Annotated in this window: 15 protein-coding genes; 2 read left to right on the plus strand and 13 right to left on the minus strand. The window is 42.6% G+C overall.

The features are described 5' to 3' along the window. Positions 1 to 23: 23 nt before the first annotated feature. Together I1A42_RS01175 and I1A42_RS01180 are read right to left on the minus strand one after the other, a co-directional pair. Positions 24 to 1862, minus strand: coding sequence for a cation:proton antiporter (locus I1A42_RS01175; protein ID WP_161157133.1), 1839 nt, complete (start codon positions 1860 to 1862; stop codon positions 24 to 26). 29 nt (positions 1863 to 1891) lie between these two features. After that, positions 1892 to 2230, minus strand: coding sequence for a DUF2799 domain-containing protein (locus I1A42_RS01180; RefSeq protein WP_161157108.1), 339 nt, complete (start codon positions 2228 to 2230; stop codon positions 1892 to 1894). Positions 2231 to 2466: 236 nt separating this feature from the next. Here I1A42_RS01180 and I1A42_RS01185 point away from each other — a divergent pair, with 236 nt between their 5' ends. Further along, positions 2467 to 3939 (plus strand): carbon starvation CstA family protein, encoded by a 1473-nt coding sequence (locus tag I1A42_RS01185; protein WP_161157109.1) that lies wholly within the window; start codon positions 2467 to 2469, stop codon positions 3937 to 3939. Between the two features lie 77 nt (positions 3940 to 4016). On the opposite strand, the gene ispH is transcribed toward I1A42_RS01185, so the two are convergent. The 6 genes from ispH to murJ all read right to left on the minus strand — a co-directional run bounded on the left by ispH (position 4017) and on the right by murJ (position 11612). After that, on the minus strand, positions 4017 to 4979 hold the full coding sequence (gene ispH / locus I1A42_RS01190; RefSeq protein ID WP_161157110.1) for a 4-hydroxy-3-methylbut-2-enyl diphosphate reductase: 963 nt from the start codon (positions 4977 to 4979) through the stop codon (positions 4017 to 4019). A gap of 31 nt (positions 4980 to 5010) precedes the next feature. Continuing rightward, on the minus strand, positions 5011 to 5442 hold the full coding sequence (gene fkpB, locus I1A42_RS01195; protein WP_161157111.1) for an FKBP-type peptidyl-prolyl cis-trans isomerase: 432 nt from the start codon (positions 5440 to 5442) through the stop codon (positions 5011 to 5013). A 173-nt stretch (positions 5443 to 5615) separates the two neighbouring features. Continuing rightward, positions 5616 to 6122: a signal peptidase II gene (gene lspA / locus I1A42_RS01200; RefSeq protein WP_196122404.1), complete on the minus strand. Its 507-nt coding sequence runs from the start codon at positions 6120 to 6122 to the stop codon at positions 5616 to 5618. Between the two features lie 15 nt (positions 6123 to 6137). Next, complete coding sequence (gene ileS, locus I1A42_RS01205; RefSeq protein ID WP_196122406.1) at positions 6138 to 8981, minus strand: isoleucine--tRNA ligase; 2844 nt, start codon at positions 8979 to 8981, stop codon at positions 6138 to 6140. A 62-nt stretch (positions 8982 to 9043) separates the two neighbouring features. Then, positions 9044 to 9979: a bifunctional riboflavin kinase/FAD synthetase gene (gene ribF / locus I1A42_RS01210; protein ID WP_196122408.1), complete on the minus strand. Its 936-nt coding sequence runs from the start codon at positions 9977 to 9979 to the stop codon at positions 9044 to 9046. A gap of 70 nt (positions 9980 to 10049) precedes the next feature. Next, on the minus strand, positions 10050 to 11612 hold the full coding sequence (gene murJ, locus I1A42_RS01215) for a murein biosynthesis integral membrane protein MurJ (RefSeq protein WP_196122410.1): 1563 nt from the start codon (positions 11610 to 11612) through the stop codon (positions 10050 to 10052). Positions 11613 to 11871: 259 nt separating this feature from the next. On the opposite strand from murJ, the gene rpsT reads away from it, so the two are divergent. Beyond that, positions 11872 to 12132 (plus strand): 30S ribosomal protein S20, encoded by a 261-nt coding sequence (gene rpsT / locus I1A42_RS01220; protein ID WP_161157116.1) that lies wholly within the window; start codon positions 11872 to 11874, stop codon positions 12130 to 12132. Positions 12133 to 12259: 127 nt separating this feature from the next. On the opposite strand, the gene I1A42_RS01225 is transcribed toward rpsT, so the two are convergent. From I1A42_RS01225 to I1A42_RS01245, 5 genes are all read right to left on the minus strand, one after another. Beyond that, on the minus strand, positions 12260 to 12562 hold the full coding sequence (locus I1A42_RS01225) for an ArsR/SmtB family transcription factor (protein WP_161157117.1): 303 nt from the start codon (positions 12560 to 12562) through the stop codon (positions 12260 to 12262). Positions 12563 to 12813: 251 nt separating this feature from the next. Beyond that, on the minus strand, positions 12814 to 13704 hold the full coding sequence (nhaR, locus tag I1A42_RS01230) for a transcriptional activator NhaR (RefSeq protein WP_161157118.1): 891 nt from the start codon (positions 13702 to 13704) through the stop codon (positions 12814 to 12816). A gap of 169 nt (positions 13705 to 13873) precedes the next feature. Continuing rightward, entirely contained in the window at positions 13874 to 14725 is an 852-nt protein-coding gene (locus I1A42_RS01235) for a thymidylate synthase (protein WP_196122412.1), read from the minus strand. 9 nt (positions 14726 to 14734) lie between these two features. After that, the gene (lgt, locus tag I1A42_RS01240; RefSeq protein WP_196122414.1) at positions 14735 to 15553 is read right to left on the minus strand and encodes a prolipoprotein diacylglyceryl transferase; all 819 of its coding nucleotides are present in this window, start codon (positions 15551 to 15553) and stop codon (positions 14735 to 14737) included. Positions 15554 to 15586: 33 nt separating this feature from the next. Next, a complete protein-coding gene (locus I1A42_RS01245) occupies positions 15587 to 16381 on the minus strand; it encodes a sulfite exporter TauE/SafE family protein (RefSeq protein ID WP_196122415.1) in 795 nt (264 codons plus the stop codon). Between the last annotated feature and the right edge of the window lie 4 nt (positions 16382 to 16385).

The following is a 16385-nucleotide window of genomic DNA, read 5'->3' on the forward strand; positions in this document are numbered from 1 at the left end:
CAGGCTTTCGTTTTACTCATTATTTATTTACCACCATGACCATCATCATTGCTGTTACCACCATTATTGCTTCCTTTTGGTAACGTCATTAATGACACTACGGTATCTCCCGTCACAGGAGCAAACGTAGGAATGTCATAACACATCTTGATTCGGCCTTTCCCATTAACCAAAAATAGCGGCAAAAAGTAACGATCTTTATGTTTCTGCAGATAATCTTGATAGGTGAATTCATCGCTAATGCGAGTGTGTTTAATTTCAGCGCCTTGGTTCACCAAACTCGCTAATTTCTTGTAACTTACATCACCACCCAAGAAAGGTAACCCATGATATTCTTGCGCCACATTGTGCTTATCATTAGGGTCCGATTTTACTTTATCATGTAAGCAAAATACCCGTTCTTCACCAAAATCCTGCAAAAACTGCATACAAGCCATTGCGTTAAAATGCTTATCTGCTGTTATAGCCACTACGTGACCAATACCAATTAAATTCAAGTAGTTATCAGCATGGCTCGAGATAGGATTTCCATAGTAATGCTCTAAGCCCATCATGCGAGCTTGACGAATATAATCCCAGTTAGAATCAGTCACAACGACTCGGCAATCATATTTCCGAATAGCATCAGCGACTAAGCGCCCTACATCGTTTGCACCAATAATCAAAAAGCCTTTTGGTGCTGGTTCAGCCACTTTTAACCACAAAGCAAATGGTCTAGCCGTTGCACTTTGTAATACAACGGTACCAATAATCACCATAAACGTTAGCGGCACTAACATTTTCGCCCCAGGAACACCAAGGTTAACCAATTTAATCGCAAACAGTGATGAAATAGAGGCAGCAACAATGCCTCGAGGAGCTACCCAAGAGAGGAACACTTTTTCATTGAGTGACAATTTACTGCCAATCGTGGTCAAAAAGATCGATACTGGACGAGAAATAAGCTGCATAAATACAAACATCCCCGCAGCGCCCCAGCCAAAGACGAGGAAATCATCGGGATCAATACGTGCCGCCAGTAAAATGAAAAGCCCCGAAATAAGCAATACCGTCAGGTGCTCTTTAAAGTGCAGAATATGACGAATGTTGACACCCTTTGCGTTTGCCAACCACATCCCCATCACCGTAACAGTCAATAATCCAGACTCAGACTCAATCGCATTAGAAATAGCAAAAACGCCTAATACAATACTCAGTACAGCAAATGGCTGAAGGTATTCGGGAATCATACGGCGTCGCAACGCAAACGCGACGAATGCACCGGAAATAGCGCCGATGATCAACCCAACTGCCAATATCATCGCTAAAACATGAAGGCTATGAGCTTCACTGCTTGAGACTAAGAACTCGTAAACCATGACGACAAACAAAGCGCCCAATGGATCGATGAGGATGCCTTCCCAACGCAAAAAATTAGATAACCTTGCATTGGGTCTGACCGTTCTCAGCAAAGGAACGATAACCGTTGGCCCAGTGACGACCGTTAAGCTTCCGAATAAGAATGCAAGAGTCCAATCTAAACCAATAAAATAGTGTGTTGCTGCGCTGGTCAACACCCAAGAGATCAATGCTCCAACAGTGACAATTGTCCACACTGTATGGCTTACACCGCGTATCTCTTTAAAGTTGAGCGTTAAACTCCCTTCAAACAGGATGACAGCAACCGCTAGTGAAATTAGAGGGAAAAGCAGATCCCCCAATAATGTTTGAGGGTTGAGAATACCCGCTACAGGGCCGACAATAATGCCTGCGAGTAGTAGAAATAAGATAGCAGGTAAACGTAAGCGCCATGCCAACCACTGACAAGCCAAACCAACCACGCCAATACCTGCAACCGACAATGCAATCATCTCTCCGTGCATCATCACTCCTTTAAAAACTGTTGTTTAACTTATTGATTATAGTCGCGCCAACCACGCTGCCACTCCATTCTAAATTTTTGACCACTTTTTAAATGATCACACACTCCCATATATTCCTGACCATTCAAACCTATTTGATAAGCCACATTAGGGTTACAGTACTCAAGGATGCCTTCTTCATAACCTTGGTCATATTCAGCTTGATTCGCTGCACCTAGCTTGCTTAAAGCTCGATATGAGCGCTCGGTGTGCCCTTTTACACCATCTTGATAACCTATCTGATGCCAATTTCCATCCGCGGCCAATTGCGTCTCACTAGACACACAACCCGCTAATAACACAACTAACACGCTCAATAGTTTCTTCATACCGAACCTTTTTCTTCTTGGTAACGCAATATCTTACCATCTCGTTTTTCTGTTTAGGAAAACTTACATTGCAATAGTGTATCGTTTTATGACAAACACCACCGTTACAACCATTCAATGGGCTGAAAAACCGTTTAAATGACTATTCGACCACTCACATTAAAATCAAATGTAACCTTTATTTAACAGTTTTAAAATCAACTCTGTACCAATCTAATAAAACAAAAGGTCTTACTATGTTGTGGTTTCTTACCTGTGTAGCAGCTTTGATTGCCGGCTACTTTATCTATGGCGCCTTTGTAGAAAAAGTATTTGGCATCAACGAAAAACGTTTAACACCAGCCCATACCAAAGCTGACGGTGTTGATTATGTTCCGATGTCGACTCCTAAAGTATACTTGGTTCAATTACTGAATATTGCGGGTGTAGGTCCGATTTTCGGCCCTATTATGGGCGCACTGTATGGCCCAGCGGCAATGTTATGGATTGTCATTGGCTGTATCTTCGCGGGAGCAGTACATGATTATTTCTCAGGCATGCTGTCTGTTCGTAATGACGGAGCCTCTGTACCCAGCATTACAGGTAAATATTTAGGTAATGGCGCCAAACATTTCATGAACATTTTTGCCATTGTCTTATTGCTGCTTGTCGGCGTGGTTTTTGTTTCAGCACCAGCCGGTATGATCACAAACCTGATCAATGAACAAACTGGATTTCATGTCAGTATGACCTCAATGGTCATCGTGATATTTGCCTATTATATTTTGGCGACTATTGTCCCAGTCGATAAAATTATTGGCCGTTTTTATCCACTATTTGGTGCCCTATTAATCTTCATGTCGGTTGGGTTGATTGGTGCCATTGCGGTATCAGATCAGCACCAAATTCTAGCTGGCTTCCAAGTCAGTGACATGTTCCATAACCTTAACCCTCACGATATGCCATTGTGGCCAGCGCTATTTATCACTATCGCTTGTGGTGCTATTTCAGGCTTCCATGCCACTCAATCGCCTTTGATGGCTCGGTGTATGGAAAACGAGAAGAATGGTCGCTTTGTTTTCTTCGGTGCCATGATAGGCGAAGGAATCATTGCGTTAATCTGGTGTGCAGTGGCGCTATCATTCTTCGGCTCATTAGACAATTTATCCGATGCTGTGCGACACGGTGGGCCTGGTAATGTTGTTTACTCAGCTTCATTTGGTTTACTTGGGGTATTTGGTGGTGTGCTGGCCTTCTTAGGTGTGGTTATTCTGCCGATCACATCGGGTGACACCGCATTCCGCTCCAGTCGTCTCATCTTGGCTGAATACTTCAATATGGAGCAAAAGACACTGCGCAATCGTCTTTTGATGGCTGTGCCACTATTTATTATCGGTGGGATCCTGACTCAAGTCGATTTCGGCATTATCTGGCGTTACTTCGGTTTTGCGAACCAAACAACAGCGGTAATGATGCTCTGGACTGCGTCAGCTTATTTGCTCAAACACAATAAGCTTCACTGGATCTGCACCATTCCAGCAGTATTTATGACCGCCGTGTGTATCACATTTATTTTAAATAACCATACTCTAGGCTTTGGTATGCCAATGACGATTTCTACACTAATTGGTACTGGGTTATCTTTAGTCGCGATGGTGTATGTGATGGTCACTTCAAAATCTAAAGCCAATTCTGATGAATTGAACGCTTCAGAATCTAAACACGCGTAATGTATACCCAAGTAACCTTGTTTAGAAAAGCAAGAGGGCGTCACTTTGTGACGCCCTCTTTAGTCTTTAACTCAAGGTTAATCAACTTGCTTTATTTGCAGCTCTTTAGGCACTTCAAAGAACATATTTTCTTCACGGCCTAATACATTTTCTACAGCTGTAGCACCGTAAGCCTTAATACGATCAAGAATTTGATCCACTAATTCTTCTGGTGCTGAGGCCCCAGCTGTCACACCAACCAGTTGCGCACTATCAAACCAATGCTGTTCCATATCTTCAGGACAATCAGTGAGATATCCAGGGGTGCCTAACTTTTCTGATAACTCTTTTAGACGCGTGGAATTTGATGAGTTCTTCGAACCAACCACTATCATGACATCAACCTGAGACGCCAACGCACGTACCGCATCCTGACGGTTTTGGGTCGCATAACAAATATCATCTTTACGCGGCCCCTGAATTTTAGGAAAGACTACGCGTAATCGATCAATAACGTCTGCGGTTTCATCTACAGATAGAGTCGTTTGACTCACATAATGAAGATTATCTGGGTGCTTCACCTTTTTCTGTAATGCATCCACATCCGCAGGGTTCTCTACAAGGTACATTCCACCTTCATCGCTGGTGTACTGCCCCATCGTACCTTCCACCTCAGGGTGACCAGCATGACCAATCAATACGACTTCCATATGCTTACGACTCGCACGAGCCACTTCCATATGAACTTTAGTCACGAGTGGACAGGTTGCATCGAACACGGTTAAATCACGTTCTTTTGCTTCCTGACGCACGGCTTGCGATACTCCATGAGCGGAAAAAATCACAATATTATCGTCTGGAACTTCATGTAATTCTTCCACGAAGATAGCGCCACGTTGTTTTAAGCCTTCCACCACAAAACGGTTGTGAACCACTTCATGACGAACATAAATAGGTGGCTCATAGATTTCTAAAGCGCGTTCAACAATGCTGATGGCACGATCAACACCCGCACAAAATCCGCGTGGGTTTGCTAACAGTATTTTCATTTCTTTGCTCATGGTTATATTTTGGCTGGTATTCTACGGTAAGTTACTCAACAGATAAAATTTCTACATCGAAGATAACATCTTGCCCAGCAAGTGGATGATTGAAATCCACCGTAACAGAATCACCCGCAATTTCAGTAATGATGCCCGGAATCTCATGACCATCGGGGCCACTAAAAGCCATAATGGTGCCAATCTCAACTTGCGCTTCACCGACAAACTTAGCTCTATCCATATATTGAATATTATCTGGGTTAGGTTGACCAAATGCATCAGCTGCTTTGAGCTCAACCGCTTTTGTTTCCCCAGCTTTCATCCCTATCAGATGACGTTCAAAATTATCACTGATATTGCCATCGCCAATGACAAATTGGGCCGGTTTTCCCATGTTATGGGTGCTATCAGCTATCGAACCATCTTTTAACTTAATAGTGAAATGTAGGGTGACTACAGAATGCTCAGTTATCGCTGTCACGAGAAATGTCCTTGCGTTATGCGGAGTGTATACCGCCTATGTTTACCAAAATACCAATTGTAGTACAGAGTATTATCAAATAAACAAAACAGAGGCGACGTATCACTTCTAACAAAAAGCGCCATCCGAATCAACGGACAGCGCTTGTGGTTATTTCATTTTACGCAGCGATATCACTGGCTTTTTTTCTTACCAATAAAGCCATCTAATACGATCATTATCGCCCCAATGCAGATAGCACTGTCGGCAAGATTAAAGGCTGGCCAATGGTAATTTCCCCAAAAGACATCAAGGTAATCCACCACATACCCATGAACTATGCGGTCAAACACATTACCCACAGCGCCACCAATAATCAGTGCGTAAGCGATGTTACTCCACTTTTCTTTGGCCTCTGAACGACGCATCGTCAGAATGAGAAAGACCACCACTGCAAAGGCTATAAGCGTAAATAACCAGCGCTGCCAACCTGCTTGGTTGCTTAAAAAGCTAAAAGCAGCCCCATGGTTATGCACATACACTATGTTAAAAAATGGTAAAACCGACACGTGGTTTTCCCAGCCATAGCCTACAGAGCCCATTACTATGAATTTAATAGCAATATCAGCAATGAATACGAGTAGCGCTAGCGCTAACCAGCGCACTCCCGATTGTTTGAGCGTTATAGCCTGTTTTGTCATGAATACCGTCTTTTATTATGCGTACTTACGTACTTCACCTTCGCCTTCAACGTTAGACACACAACGACCACAAATAGTTTCGTGGCCTTTAATTGTGCCTACATCGTCGGTATGGTGCCAGCAACGTTCACATTTATGAGCTTCAGTTTTAACCACTTCAACAAACAGACCTTCATGATCAGTCTCTTGAGCGTTCGCGGTTTTCTCTGCAAGAGGTTTTACTGTTGCACCAGAGGTAATAAGAACAAAACGCAATTCGTTTTCAAGCTTATTGAGTTTCTCAGTTAAAGCATCATCAGCAAACAAGGTCACTTCTGCTTGTAGAGAACCACCAATCACTTTTTCACTGCGTGCCGCTTCCAATAGTTTGTTCACAGAGCCACGTACATGCTGAATTTCCGTCCAGAACTCATTATTAAGCTCTTCGCCTTCGGCAAGGCCGAATAGACCATCGAACCACTCTTCAGTGAAAACATACTTAGCACGGTTTTCACCATTTGCTTGTTTCACTGGCATTGCGTTCCAGATCTCATCAGCAGTGAACGACATAATAGGTGCCATCCAACGAACTAGAGCTTCAACAATGAAGTACAGGGCAGTTTGACAACTACGTTGTGCATGGCCACCTTGTTTTGCTGTGTACTGACGGTCTTTGATTACATCTAGGTAGAAAGAACCCATTTCAATTGAGCAGAAATGCATCAAACGTTGAACAACATTGTGCATGTTGTATTCTTCGTATGCTTTGAGGATGTCATCTTGGAACGCTTGTGCACGGCCAACAGCCCAACGATCCAACGCAACCATTTCATCAGCAGGAACAACGTCAGTTTCTGGGTTGAAACCATTTAGGTTAGCCAAGAAGAAACGCGCTGTATTACGAATACGGCGGTATGCATCAGCACTGTGTTTCAAAATTTCATCAGAAACAGCAACTTCACCGGTATAATCCGTTGAAGCAACCCACAAACGAAGAATGTCTGCACCTAGCTTGTTCGTTACATCTTTTGGTGCAACCACGTTACCGATGGACTTAGACATTTTACGGCCTTGACCATCAACCACGAAACCATGCGTTAATACTTCTTTGTAAGGTGCTTTGCCTTTCGTTGCTACAGCAGTAATCAAAGAAGATTGGAACCAACCACGGTGTTGGTCAGAACCTTCAAGGTACATGTCAGGTTCATTACCGTTGAACTCTTCACGAGCATCCACAACTGAGTAATGAGTAACACCAGAATCAAACCATACGTCTAGAGTATCCAATACTTTTTCGTATTGCTCAGCATCGGCACCAATTAACGTTTCTGGCTCAACATCCCACCATGCTTGAATACCTTTTTCTTCAACGAGTTGAGCTACTTTTTCAATAATAGCTAGCGTATCAGGGTGTAGTTCAGCAGTCTCTTTGTGTACGAATAGAGTAATTGGAGTACCCCAAGTACGCTGACGAGAAATACACCATTCAGGGCGACCCTCAACCATACCTTCAATACGGCTTTGACCCCAATCAGGCATCCATTTTACGCCTTTGATCGCTTCAAGGGCATTTTTACGCAGGCCATTTTGGTCCATAGAGACAAACCACTGTGGCGTTGCGCGGAAAATAATTGGCGTTTTGTGGCGCCAGCAATGAGGGTAGCTGTGCACAAACTCTTCGTAATGAAGTAACGCGCCTTTTTCTTTTAGTAGCTCAACCACAGCAGGGTTAGCTTTAAAGACATGTTGACCAGCAAAGAACTCAGTATCAGGTAGATAAACACCGTTAGAACCAACTGGGTTCGCTACTTCTAGACCATATTTTTGACCAACAACAAAGTCTTCTTGACCATGTCCTGGCGCAGTATGAACCACACCGGTACCGGCATCAGTCGTTACGTGATCACCAAGAATCGCAGGTACGGTAAATGCTAGGAATGGATGTTGGAATTGCAGTAATTCCAAATCAACACCTTTGCTGTAACCAAGTGCACGGTAATTTTCGATGCCCGCGCGAGCCATCACATCTTTAAGTAGCTCTGTTGCAACGATAATACGCTCAGGGTTATCGCCTTCGACTTGAACCAACACATATTCAAGGTCTTCACGAACACAAACCGCACGGTTTGCCGGAAGAGTCCATGGTGTCGTTGTCCAGATAACGATTGAGATATCACCTTCACCTTGTTCACCTTCGAAAGCAAATTTGCTCAGAAGTGCTGCTTCATCAGCCACTTTAAAGCGAACATCAATAGATGGCGATGTCTTATCTTTATATTCAACTTCAGCTTCCGCTAGAGCAGAACCACATTCTGTACACCAGTGAACAGGTTTAAAACCTTTGTGTAGGTGGCCATTATCCGCAATCTTACCTAAAGCACGAATAATGTTAGCTTCTGTAGCAAAATCCATAGTGCGATATGGTTTATCCCAATCGCCCGTAATTCCAAGACGCTTAAAGCTCTCTTTTTGGCCTTCAACTTGGCCCGCTGCATATTCACGACATTTTTCACGGAATTCAGCGGCAGTCAGTTTCTTGCCTGGTTTGCCAAATTTTTTCTCTACCATCAATTCGATAGGTAGGCCGTGGCAGTCCCAACCTGGGATATATGGAGCATCAAAACCTGAAAGTGTTTTGGATTTAATAATAATGTCTTTAAGAATCTTATTCAGTGCGTGACCAATATGAATGTCACCGTTGGCATACGGAGGGCCATCGTGTAATACGAAAGATTTTTTGCCTTTTTTGGCTTTACGGATCGCACCGTAAAGATCTTCTTCATACCAACGCTGAAGCATTTCTGGCTCACGATTGGCCAGATTGCCACGCATCGGAAACCCTGTTTCAGGTAGGTTCAGGGTATCTTTATACTCACTCATCGATTCTTAATTCCGTTAGTTGGGCGAAGTTAGACATTATGTTGAAAGGTAGATATTTCCAATCAACCCTTACGCTGACGCAGCCACACCCTTGCTGCCTCAGCATCCAATTCGATCTGTTGTTTTAGTTCATCAAACGACGCGAATTTTACTTCGTCACGCAATTTATGCAAAAGGAGAACTTCTAACTGTTTACCGTATAAATTGTCATGAAAGTCGAATAAATGAACTTCTAATTGTTGGCGGACACCGTTAACTGTTGGTCGTTGGCCAATATTAGCCACGCCACCAATCGCAGTATTCCCGAGCCCTTTTACTTCTACGACATAAACACCAGAAACGGGAGAAACACAGCGTTTCAATGGTATATTCGCAGTAGGAAAACCTATTGTTCTTCCAAGTTTTCTACCGTGAGACACTCGACCACTAATACTGTAATCACGACCTAGCATATCGGCTGCAGAGGCCAAATTATCACTAGCAAGTGCTTCACGAATTGCGGTACTACTTACTCGTAAGCTGGATAGGCAAAAGCTCTGCGTACTGACGACTTCAAAGCCATATTGTTGGCCTGCTTGCTGCAATATGGCAAAGTTGCCCTGTCTTTCTCGGCCAAAGCAGAAGTCATCACCTACTACGAGAAACTTAACACCCAATTGCTTGACCAACAAGTCATGGACAAAGCTTTCCGCCGTCATAGAAGCAAAATGGTAATTAAAATTCACACATAGCAAACGATCAATCCCCAGTTTATCGAGCTGAACGAACTTATCTCGTAAGCGCGTCAGTCGAGCGGGAGCTCGATCTTTTGCAAACAATTCCATAGGTTGCGGTTCAAATGTCATCACCACAGAGTCGAGCCCAAGTCGCTCAGCTCGTTGTGAAACCTGACGAAGAACTTGCTGATGCCCAAGGTGAACACCGTCAAAGTTCCCTATCGTCAATACACAGCCATGATGGTGTGATTTGATATTATGTATGCCGCGAACGAATTCCATCAGAATCTGTTTAAAACCTACTTTTATTATTGTTAGAGCGTGAAACTGGCGGATTATACCCTAAAGCACCTTAATCTGTCGCCGCTTTTAAATCTTTTAAGCGAACACCCAATATAAGAGCTGAAACAATATACACACCAGCACCAAGTACAATTAATCCGATTAGCATTGACGCTCGGTGCGATAAATCCCAGGTTAACCAAACAGACATATCAGCTAATTGCCATTCCACTGCTGCGACCATAAGCGCACCAGCAAGAATCAAACGTACAATAAAGCCAATCGTTTTGCGAGTCACAATATAGACTCGTTGCAGATGAAGACCACGATACAGCAAGGCCATATTCACAAATGCCGAACACGCAGTAGCGATAGCTAAGCCGATATAACCAAAGAACCAAGCAAATATCGCATTCAAAACCATGTTAGTGACCATTGCGACAATACCGTAACGCACTGGAGTTTTAGTATCTTGCCGTGAGTAGTAACCAGGAGCTAGGACTTTGATCAACATAAAGTTAAGTAAGCCCGATGCATAAGCTAATAGTGACAGCGAAGCTTGGTGAACATCTTCCGGAGAGAATGAACCGCGCATAAAAAGCACCATGATCATTGGCTTAGCTAGAACCATCAAGCCTAACATGGCAGGAATACCTAATAGCGTGACCATCCTTACTCCCCAGTCCATCGTTTCGGAGAACCCCGAACGCTGAGCATCAACATGCTTGCGAGACAAAGCTGGAAGAATCACAGTGGCAATCGCAATGCCAAACATTCCCAAAGGGAATTCAAGTAAACGATCAGAATAATAGAGCCAACTAATTGAGCCGGTTTGAAGAAAACTAGCGATAAAAGTGTCGAACAGTAAATTAATTTGACTGACGGAAACACCAAACAGAGCTGGGATCATCAAGGTTCGTATTTTTACCACTCCCGGATCTCGCCATCCCCATTTAGGACGAGATAACACGCCCGCTTTTATTAGGAAAGGCAATTGGAAGAAGAACTGCACCATGCCGCCTAAAAACACACCGATCGCTAAGCCAATTTCGGGCTCCGCTAATCGAGGTGACAAAAATAGTGCACAAGCAATGATCATCACATTGAGAAATACCGGGGTAAATGACGAGACCGCAAATTTCCCCATCGTATTTAAAATAGCGCCAGATAAAGCAACAAAAGTGATGAACCACAAATATGGGAACGTAATCTTAAGTAATAAACTCGCCAGCTCAAATTTAGCAGCAGCCGGTCCTCCATGGAGCCAATCGATAAACCACCCAGCACCAAATACAGCAGTCACCGCACCTGAAAACAGTACTCCACAAATAGTGACGAGACTAACAATGACACCTAATGTGCCAGAAGCTCGAGCAACCAGTTCACGTGTTTTATCCATGTCTCCCGAGGCATGATATTCAGTGAGAACAGGAACAAAGGCTTGAGAAAAAGCGCCTTCAGCAAAAAGACGGCGTAAAAAATTAGGAATTTTATTGGCAAAGAAAAAGACATCAGCACTCGCGCCAGCACCCATTAGGTTCGCAACCACAACATCACGAACTAGGCCAAGCACCCGAGAAATCAACGTCATAGCGCTGACAATAATGCCAGACTTGAGCAAGCGTCTACTCACAGCTACCTCGAAAAAAACCGCTAAAGTCACATTATCGTGATCAGATAAAAAAGAATGTCAGTTCCTGATTAGATAAGTATTAGCAATGGAAAAAAAATACTGTTAGAATCCACGCCATCTTAACCGCGAAGCTCTTCCGAATCCAAACTTGTTTGGCTTAGGCGGGTTTTTGCACAAATCATTTGACATTTGAGTGCAAATAAGGGATATTTCCGGCCCTTAAATTGTCACCGAACTAAAGTTTTTGGGAGTTAGACCCTTGGCAAATAATAAATCTGCTAAGAAGCGCGCTATCCAATCTGAAAAACGTCGTCAGCACAACGCTAGCCGCCGTTCTATGATGCGCACTTACATGAAAAAAACTGTAGCTGCAATCGCTGCAGGCGACAAAGAAGCTGCAACTGCAGCATTCGCTGTTGTTACACCAATCCTTGACCGTATGGCAACTAAAGGCCTTATTCACAAGAATAAAGCTGCACGCCATAAGTCTCGTTTCGCTGCTGCTATCAAAGCTCTTTAATCAGAGTCAGATACTACAGTGACAAAAAAAACCGGCTCACGCCGGTTTTTTTATTTCTGCCTGTCTAAAAAAATATACCAATCACAATGATGTTGTGGTGCTTACCACTGTGACTGGTATCTTGTTATTACGCTTCTGCCACGCAATATAATCCGTGCAACGCTTCCATTAAAGAACGAACTTCAACACTACTCAATGTGTAATACACAGTTTGCGCTTCTTTACGGGTTTCAACTAACCCATCACGACGTAACCATGCTAAATGTTGAGATAGTGCCGATTGACTCAAAGACAATTTACCACACAACTCTCCCACAGAGAGTTCCTGATTATGTAGCATACAAAGAATCTGTAAACGTCTTTCATTTGCCATCGCTTTAAGTAATACGACTGCTTCGGCGGATTTGCTTTCTATTTCTTGTAAGTTCATCAGTATAAAGGCCTCATAGGACAACTGTTAAAAACACCGTTCATTCGGGCCCAAGTTTCTGAAGTAATTGAAAATACAAATAAGACTTAAGTAATCGGGGAGTACTACCTAAGACTTAAATAACGACCTCTCACTGACCCGAACACTAGGCGTAACAACAAACCAGTAATAAATGCATCATTATGGGGAATTAATGATACTCCTTACTGGGTAGAGAGATATTAATCGATTTATTCGCTCTAATAAATGAATTAATCGAATAAATTAATAAAATTTCGTTCGCACACGTTTTTTACTGCCGGGTGTTGAATCATCCTTTCAGCAAATATTACATAGTATTCTTCTTTTAACTCATCAATTTGTTCTAGTTTAATTAATGGTGTTTCGTCTGATATTTCTTGTGCGTAAAATGATGGCGCAAGAAATAAAGTATTCGGTTGATAACGAGCAAAGGCATTCATTAATGCTGCGTCATCAAATTCGCCTAAAATATTCGGGTTAATACCTTGACGATCAAACCATTGATGAACTTTTCTCCCCATTGCAGTACGACTACCAGGAATCAATAAACGGCTATTTTCCAATATTTCAGGAAAGCTTCCTGAATCAATAGGAGAGCGAGAAAAGAAACTCATATGAACTTCACCTAGCTTTTTACTAAATAGACCAGGACTTTGACTTGAATCGACTGGGCAGTCGGAAAGAATCATGTCTAACTTGTGCTGTGAGAGCTGTTCTAACAGCATTTCATGGGTAGATTCGAAACATCGTAGGTGGAGACGGTTATCTTCTGGTATAGCCGTGCTGAGAACCTTACTGACAAGTCGTTTAGATAATGAATCCGCTACGCCAACATCAAATAATATATTAGAACGCTGACTGTAGTTCACAATATCCATCATTTCATAGCTTAAGCCAAACATGCGATCGGCATATTTAAATACCAATTGGCCTAATTCTGTGGGTTCAATACTCCGACCATTACGTTTAGTTAACTTACCACTCATTCTTTCTTCTAAGGCTTTTATTTGCCCTGTCACCGTTTGAGGAGTGAGAAATAATGCATCAGCAGCTTTCGTTATTGAGCCTTGCTTACACACCATCCAAAAATAGTAAAGGTGATTATAATTAAGGTGAGACATCCTATTTCTTCCGAGTATTGTTATTAAATATAATTTATATGTAATAAAACACAGCTATTAAGCAATAATAAATTCAATAATTGCCATCTAATAAATAAGCCTAGCTATTAAATGGTATTTTATGAAACTGATTATATAATAAAAAAGCGCCAACCATGGCGCTTTTTTATTAAACAGAAAACGGATACTTTATGGGTTCATGGTACTCATACCCAATAACCTCAAAATCATCTAATGTCACCCATGTTTCAATATCTTCTAAGGTTTTGATATCTGGATTAATTTTAAACTGAGGCGCACCTAAAGGTTCACGTTTGAGTTGCACATCACGCATCAATTCTAATTGATCTTCATAAATATGTGCATTGACTATCTTATGGTAGGCCTGACCCGCTTTCTTCCCTGTAATCTGAGCCATAATGGCTAAAAAGGCATAAACCTGAACCATATTGAAGTTCAACCCCAACGGCACATCACAAGAACGCTGAGTGCTATTGAGATATAGAGTATCACCTAATAAAGAGAAATGATGGCTATACATACATGGACGTAAGCACCCCATGTGAAACTCACCAGGATTATAGAAATTTAGAATTTCACCACGATCATCAACACCTCGAGTAAGGTCATCAACGATTTTTTTCAGTTGATCAATATGGCCACCATCAGGTTTCGCCCAAGTGCGTCCCTGAACGCCGTATACACGCCCCATATCATCTTCACCTTTACGGTAAGGATTATTTAGCCATGCATCATTTTGGTTAGCGTTGGCATCCCATGTTTTCGCCCCCAACTTGCGAAAATCTGCAGCATTATCATAGCCTCGTAGATAACCGAGCAACTCTGCGACTGCTGCTTTCCAAAAGCTTTTTCGGGTTGTCACCAATGGAAACTGATTAGCAGCAACGTCATAGGTTAAATCCGCATTGATAACCGTTAGACAACGTTTACCGGTACGTTCATTATTAATCCACTGCCCTTCATCAACGATACGTAGGCAAAGCTCTAAATACTGTTTCACATTTAACCCTTACTTTTCTACTGCGGGTGCATCTTTGTATACACCACGTTTGTATGACCAGATAATCAACGCTAATCCACAAATAATCATAGGGATAGAGAGTATCTGTCCCATTGAAATAACCCCATCAAACAAGCCTAATTGCGGATCAGGTTGACGGAAGAATTCAACGAAGGAGCGGAATATACCATAAAGCATCAAAAACAGACCAGAAACAGAACCTAATGGACGAGGCTTGCGAATAAACACATTGAGTACAAGCAGTAGCACCACACCTTCTAAGCAAAACTCATAGAGCTGAGACGGGTGACGAGGATATGGACCGCCGCCAGGAAAGATCATCGCCCAAGGAACATCGGTGATACGGCCCCAAAGTTCACCATTGATGAAGTTACCCATGCGCCCTGCCCCTAAGCCAAATGGAACAAGTGGTGCGATAAAATCAGCAATACTAAAGAACGAACGCTTGTGTTTACGGCCATATAGGAACATTGCTGTAATAACACCTAATAACCCGCCATGGAATGACATACCACCAGTCCAAACCTCAAACAAGTACAGTGGGTTATCAATAAAAAGCCCTAAGTTATAAAACAAGACATACCCAACACGTCCACCGATGACAACACCGAGAAAACCAGCAAACAGTAAGTCGGATACTTGATCTCGAGTCCAACCACTTCCTGGTTTATCTGCACGGCGGTTGGCTAACCACATAGCAAAGAGGAAACCGACCAAGTACATTAATCCGTACCAACGCACAGATACGGGTCCAATCGAAAAAATGACAGGATCAAAATCGGGAAAATGGAAATAGTCTTGCGACATAAATAAAGCTCTCTTTTACTAGTCTACAACTGATTATTGCACCAGCATACTGGTCGCAACGCATATCAAAAATAATGAAAAAAACTTCTTCAGTACTGGGGCCGGTAAACGGGTTGCTAGTTTTGCTCCAATACGAGTCGTGAATACTGACGTTATAGAAATGGCCACCAGCGCAGGTATATACACATATCCAACACTATATTTAGGCAAGCCTTCCACATGAAAACCATGGAAAATGAACCCTAACATTCCCGACAAAGCAATACCAAAACCACATACAGAAGAAGAACCAACAGCCTGACGTATTTCTACTCCGTGCCGGTTAAGAAATGGCACAGATAGTGAGCCTCCACCTATTCCGGCTAGGCTAGAAATAATCCCTATACCACTTCCCCAAAGTGAGGTGATTAGGGCATTGGGCATGCAACCTTGCGTCACCGTTTTAATAGAACGATACATTTGCACCGCTAACCCAAACACAATCACACCAAATACTTTCGGTAAATATTGGGTTGGAATCCACTCAGTCAGTGTTGCTCCTATGTAACCACCGATTAATACCCCGGGCATTAACCATTTAACGACAAAAAAGTCGACATTACCTAACCGAAAATGATTAAAGGAGGAAGAAGCAGAAGTCACGATAATAGTGGCTAAAGATGTCGCTAATGCCAAATGCATGACAAGATTTTGAGAAACATCAGCAAAAGGAAGAATAAACACAAGGGCAGGAACAACAACGAGCCCACCACCAATTCCTAACAAACCAGCAAGGACACCAACAATAGACCCTAAACACAACATTAGAGCCAGCAATTCTAAGTTCAAACTG

This window comes from Vibrio nitrifigilis (assembly GCF_015686695.1).
In the GTDB taxonomy this organism is placed as follows: Bacteria; Pseudomonadota; Gammaproteobacteria; order Enterobacterales; family Vibrionaceae; genus Vibrio; species Vibrio nitrifigilis.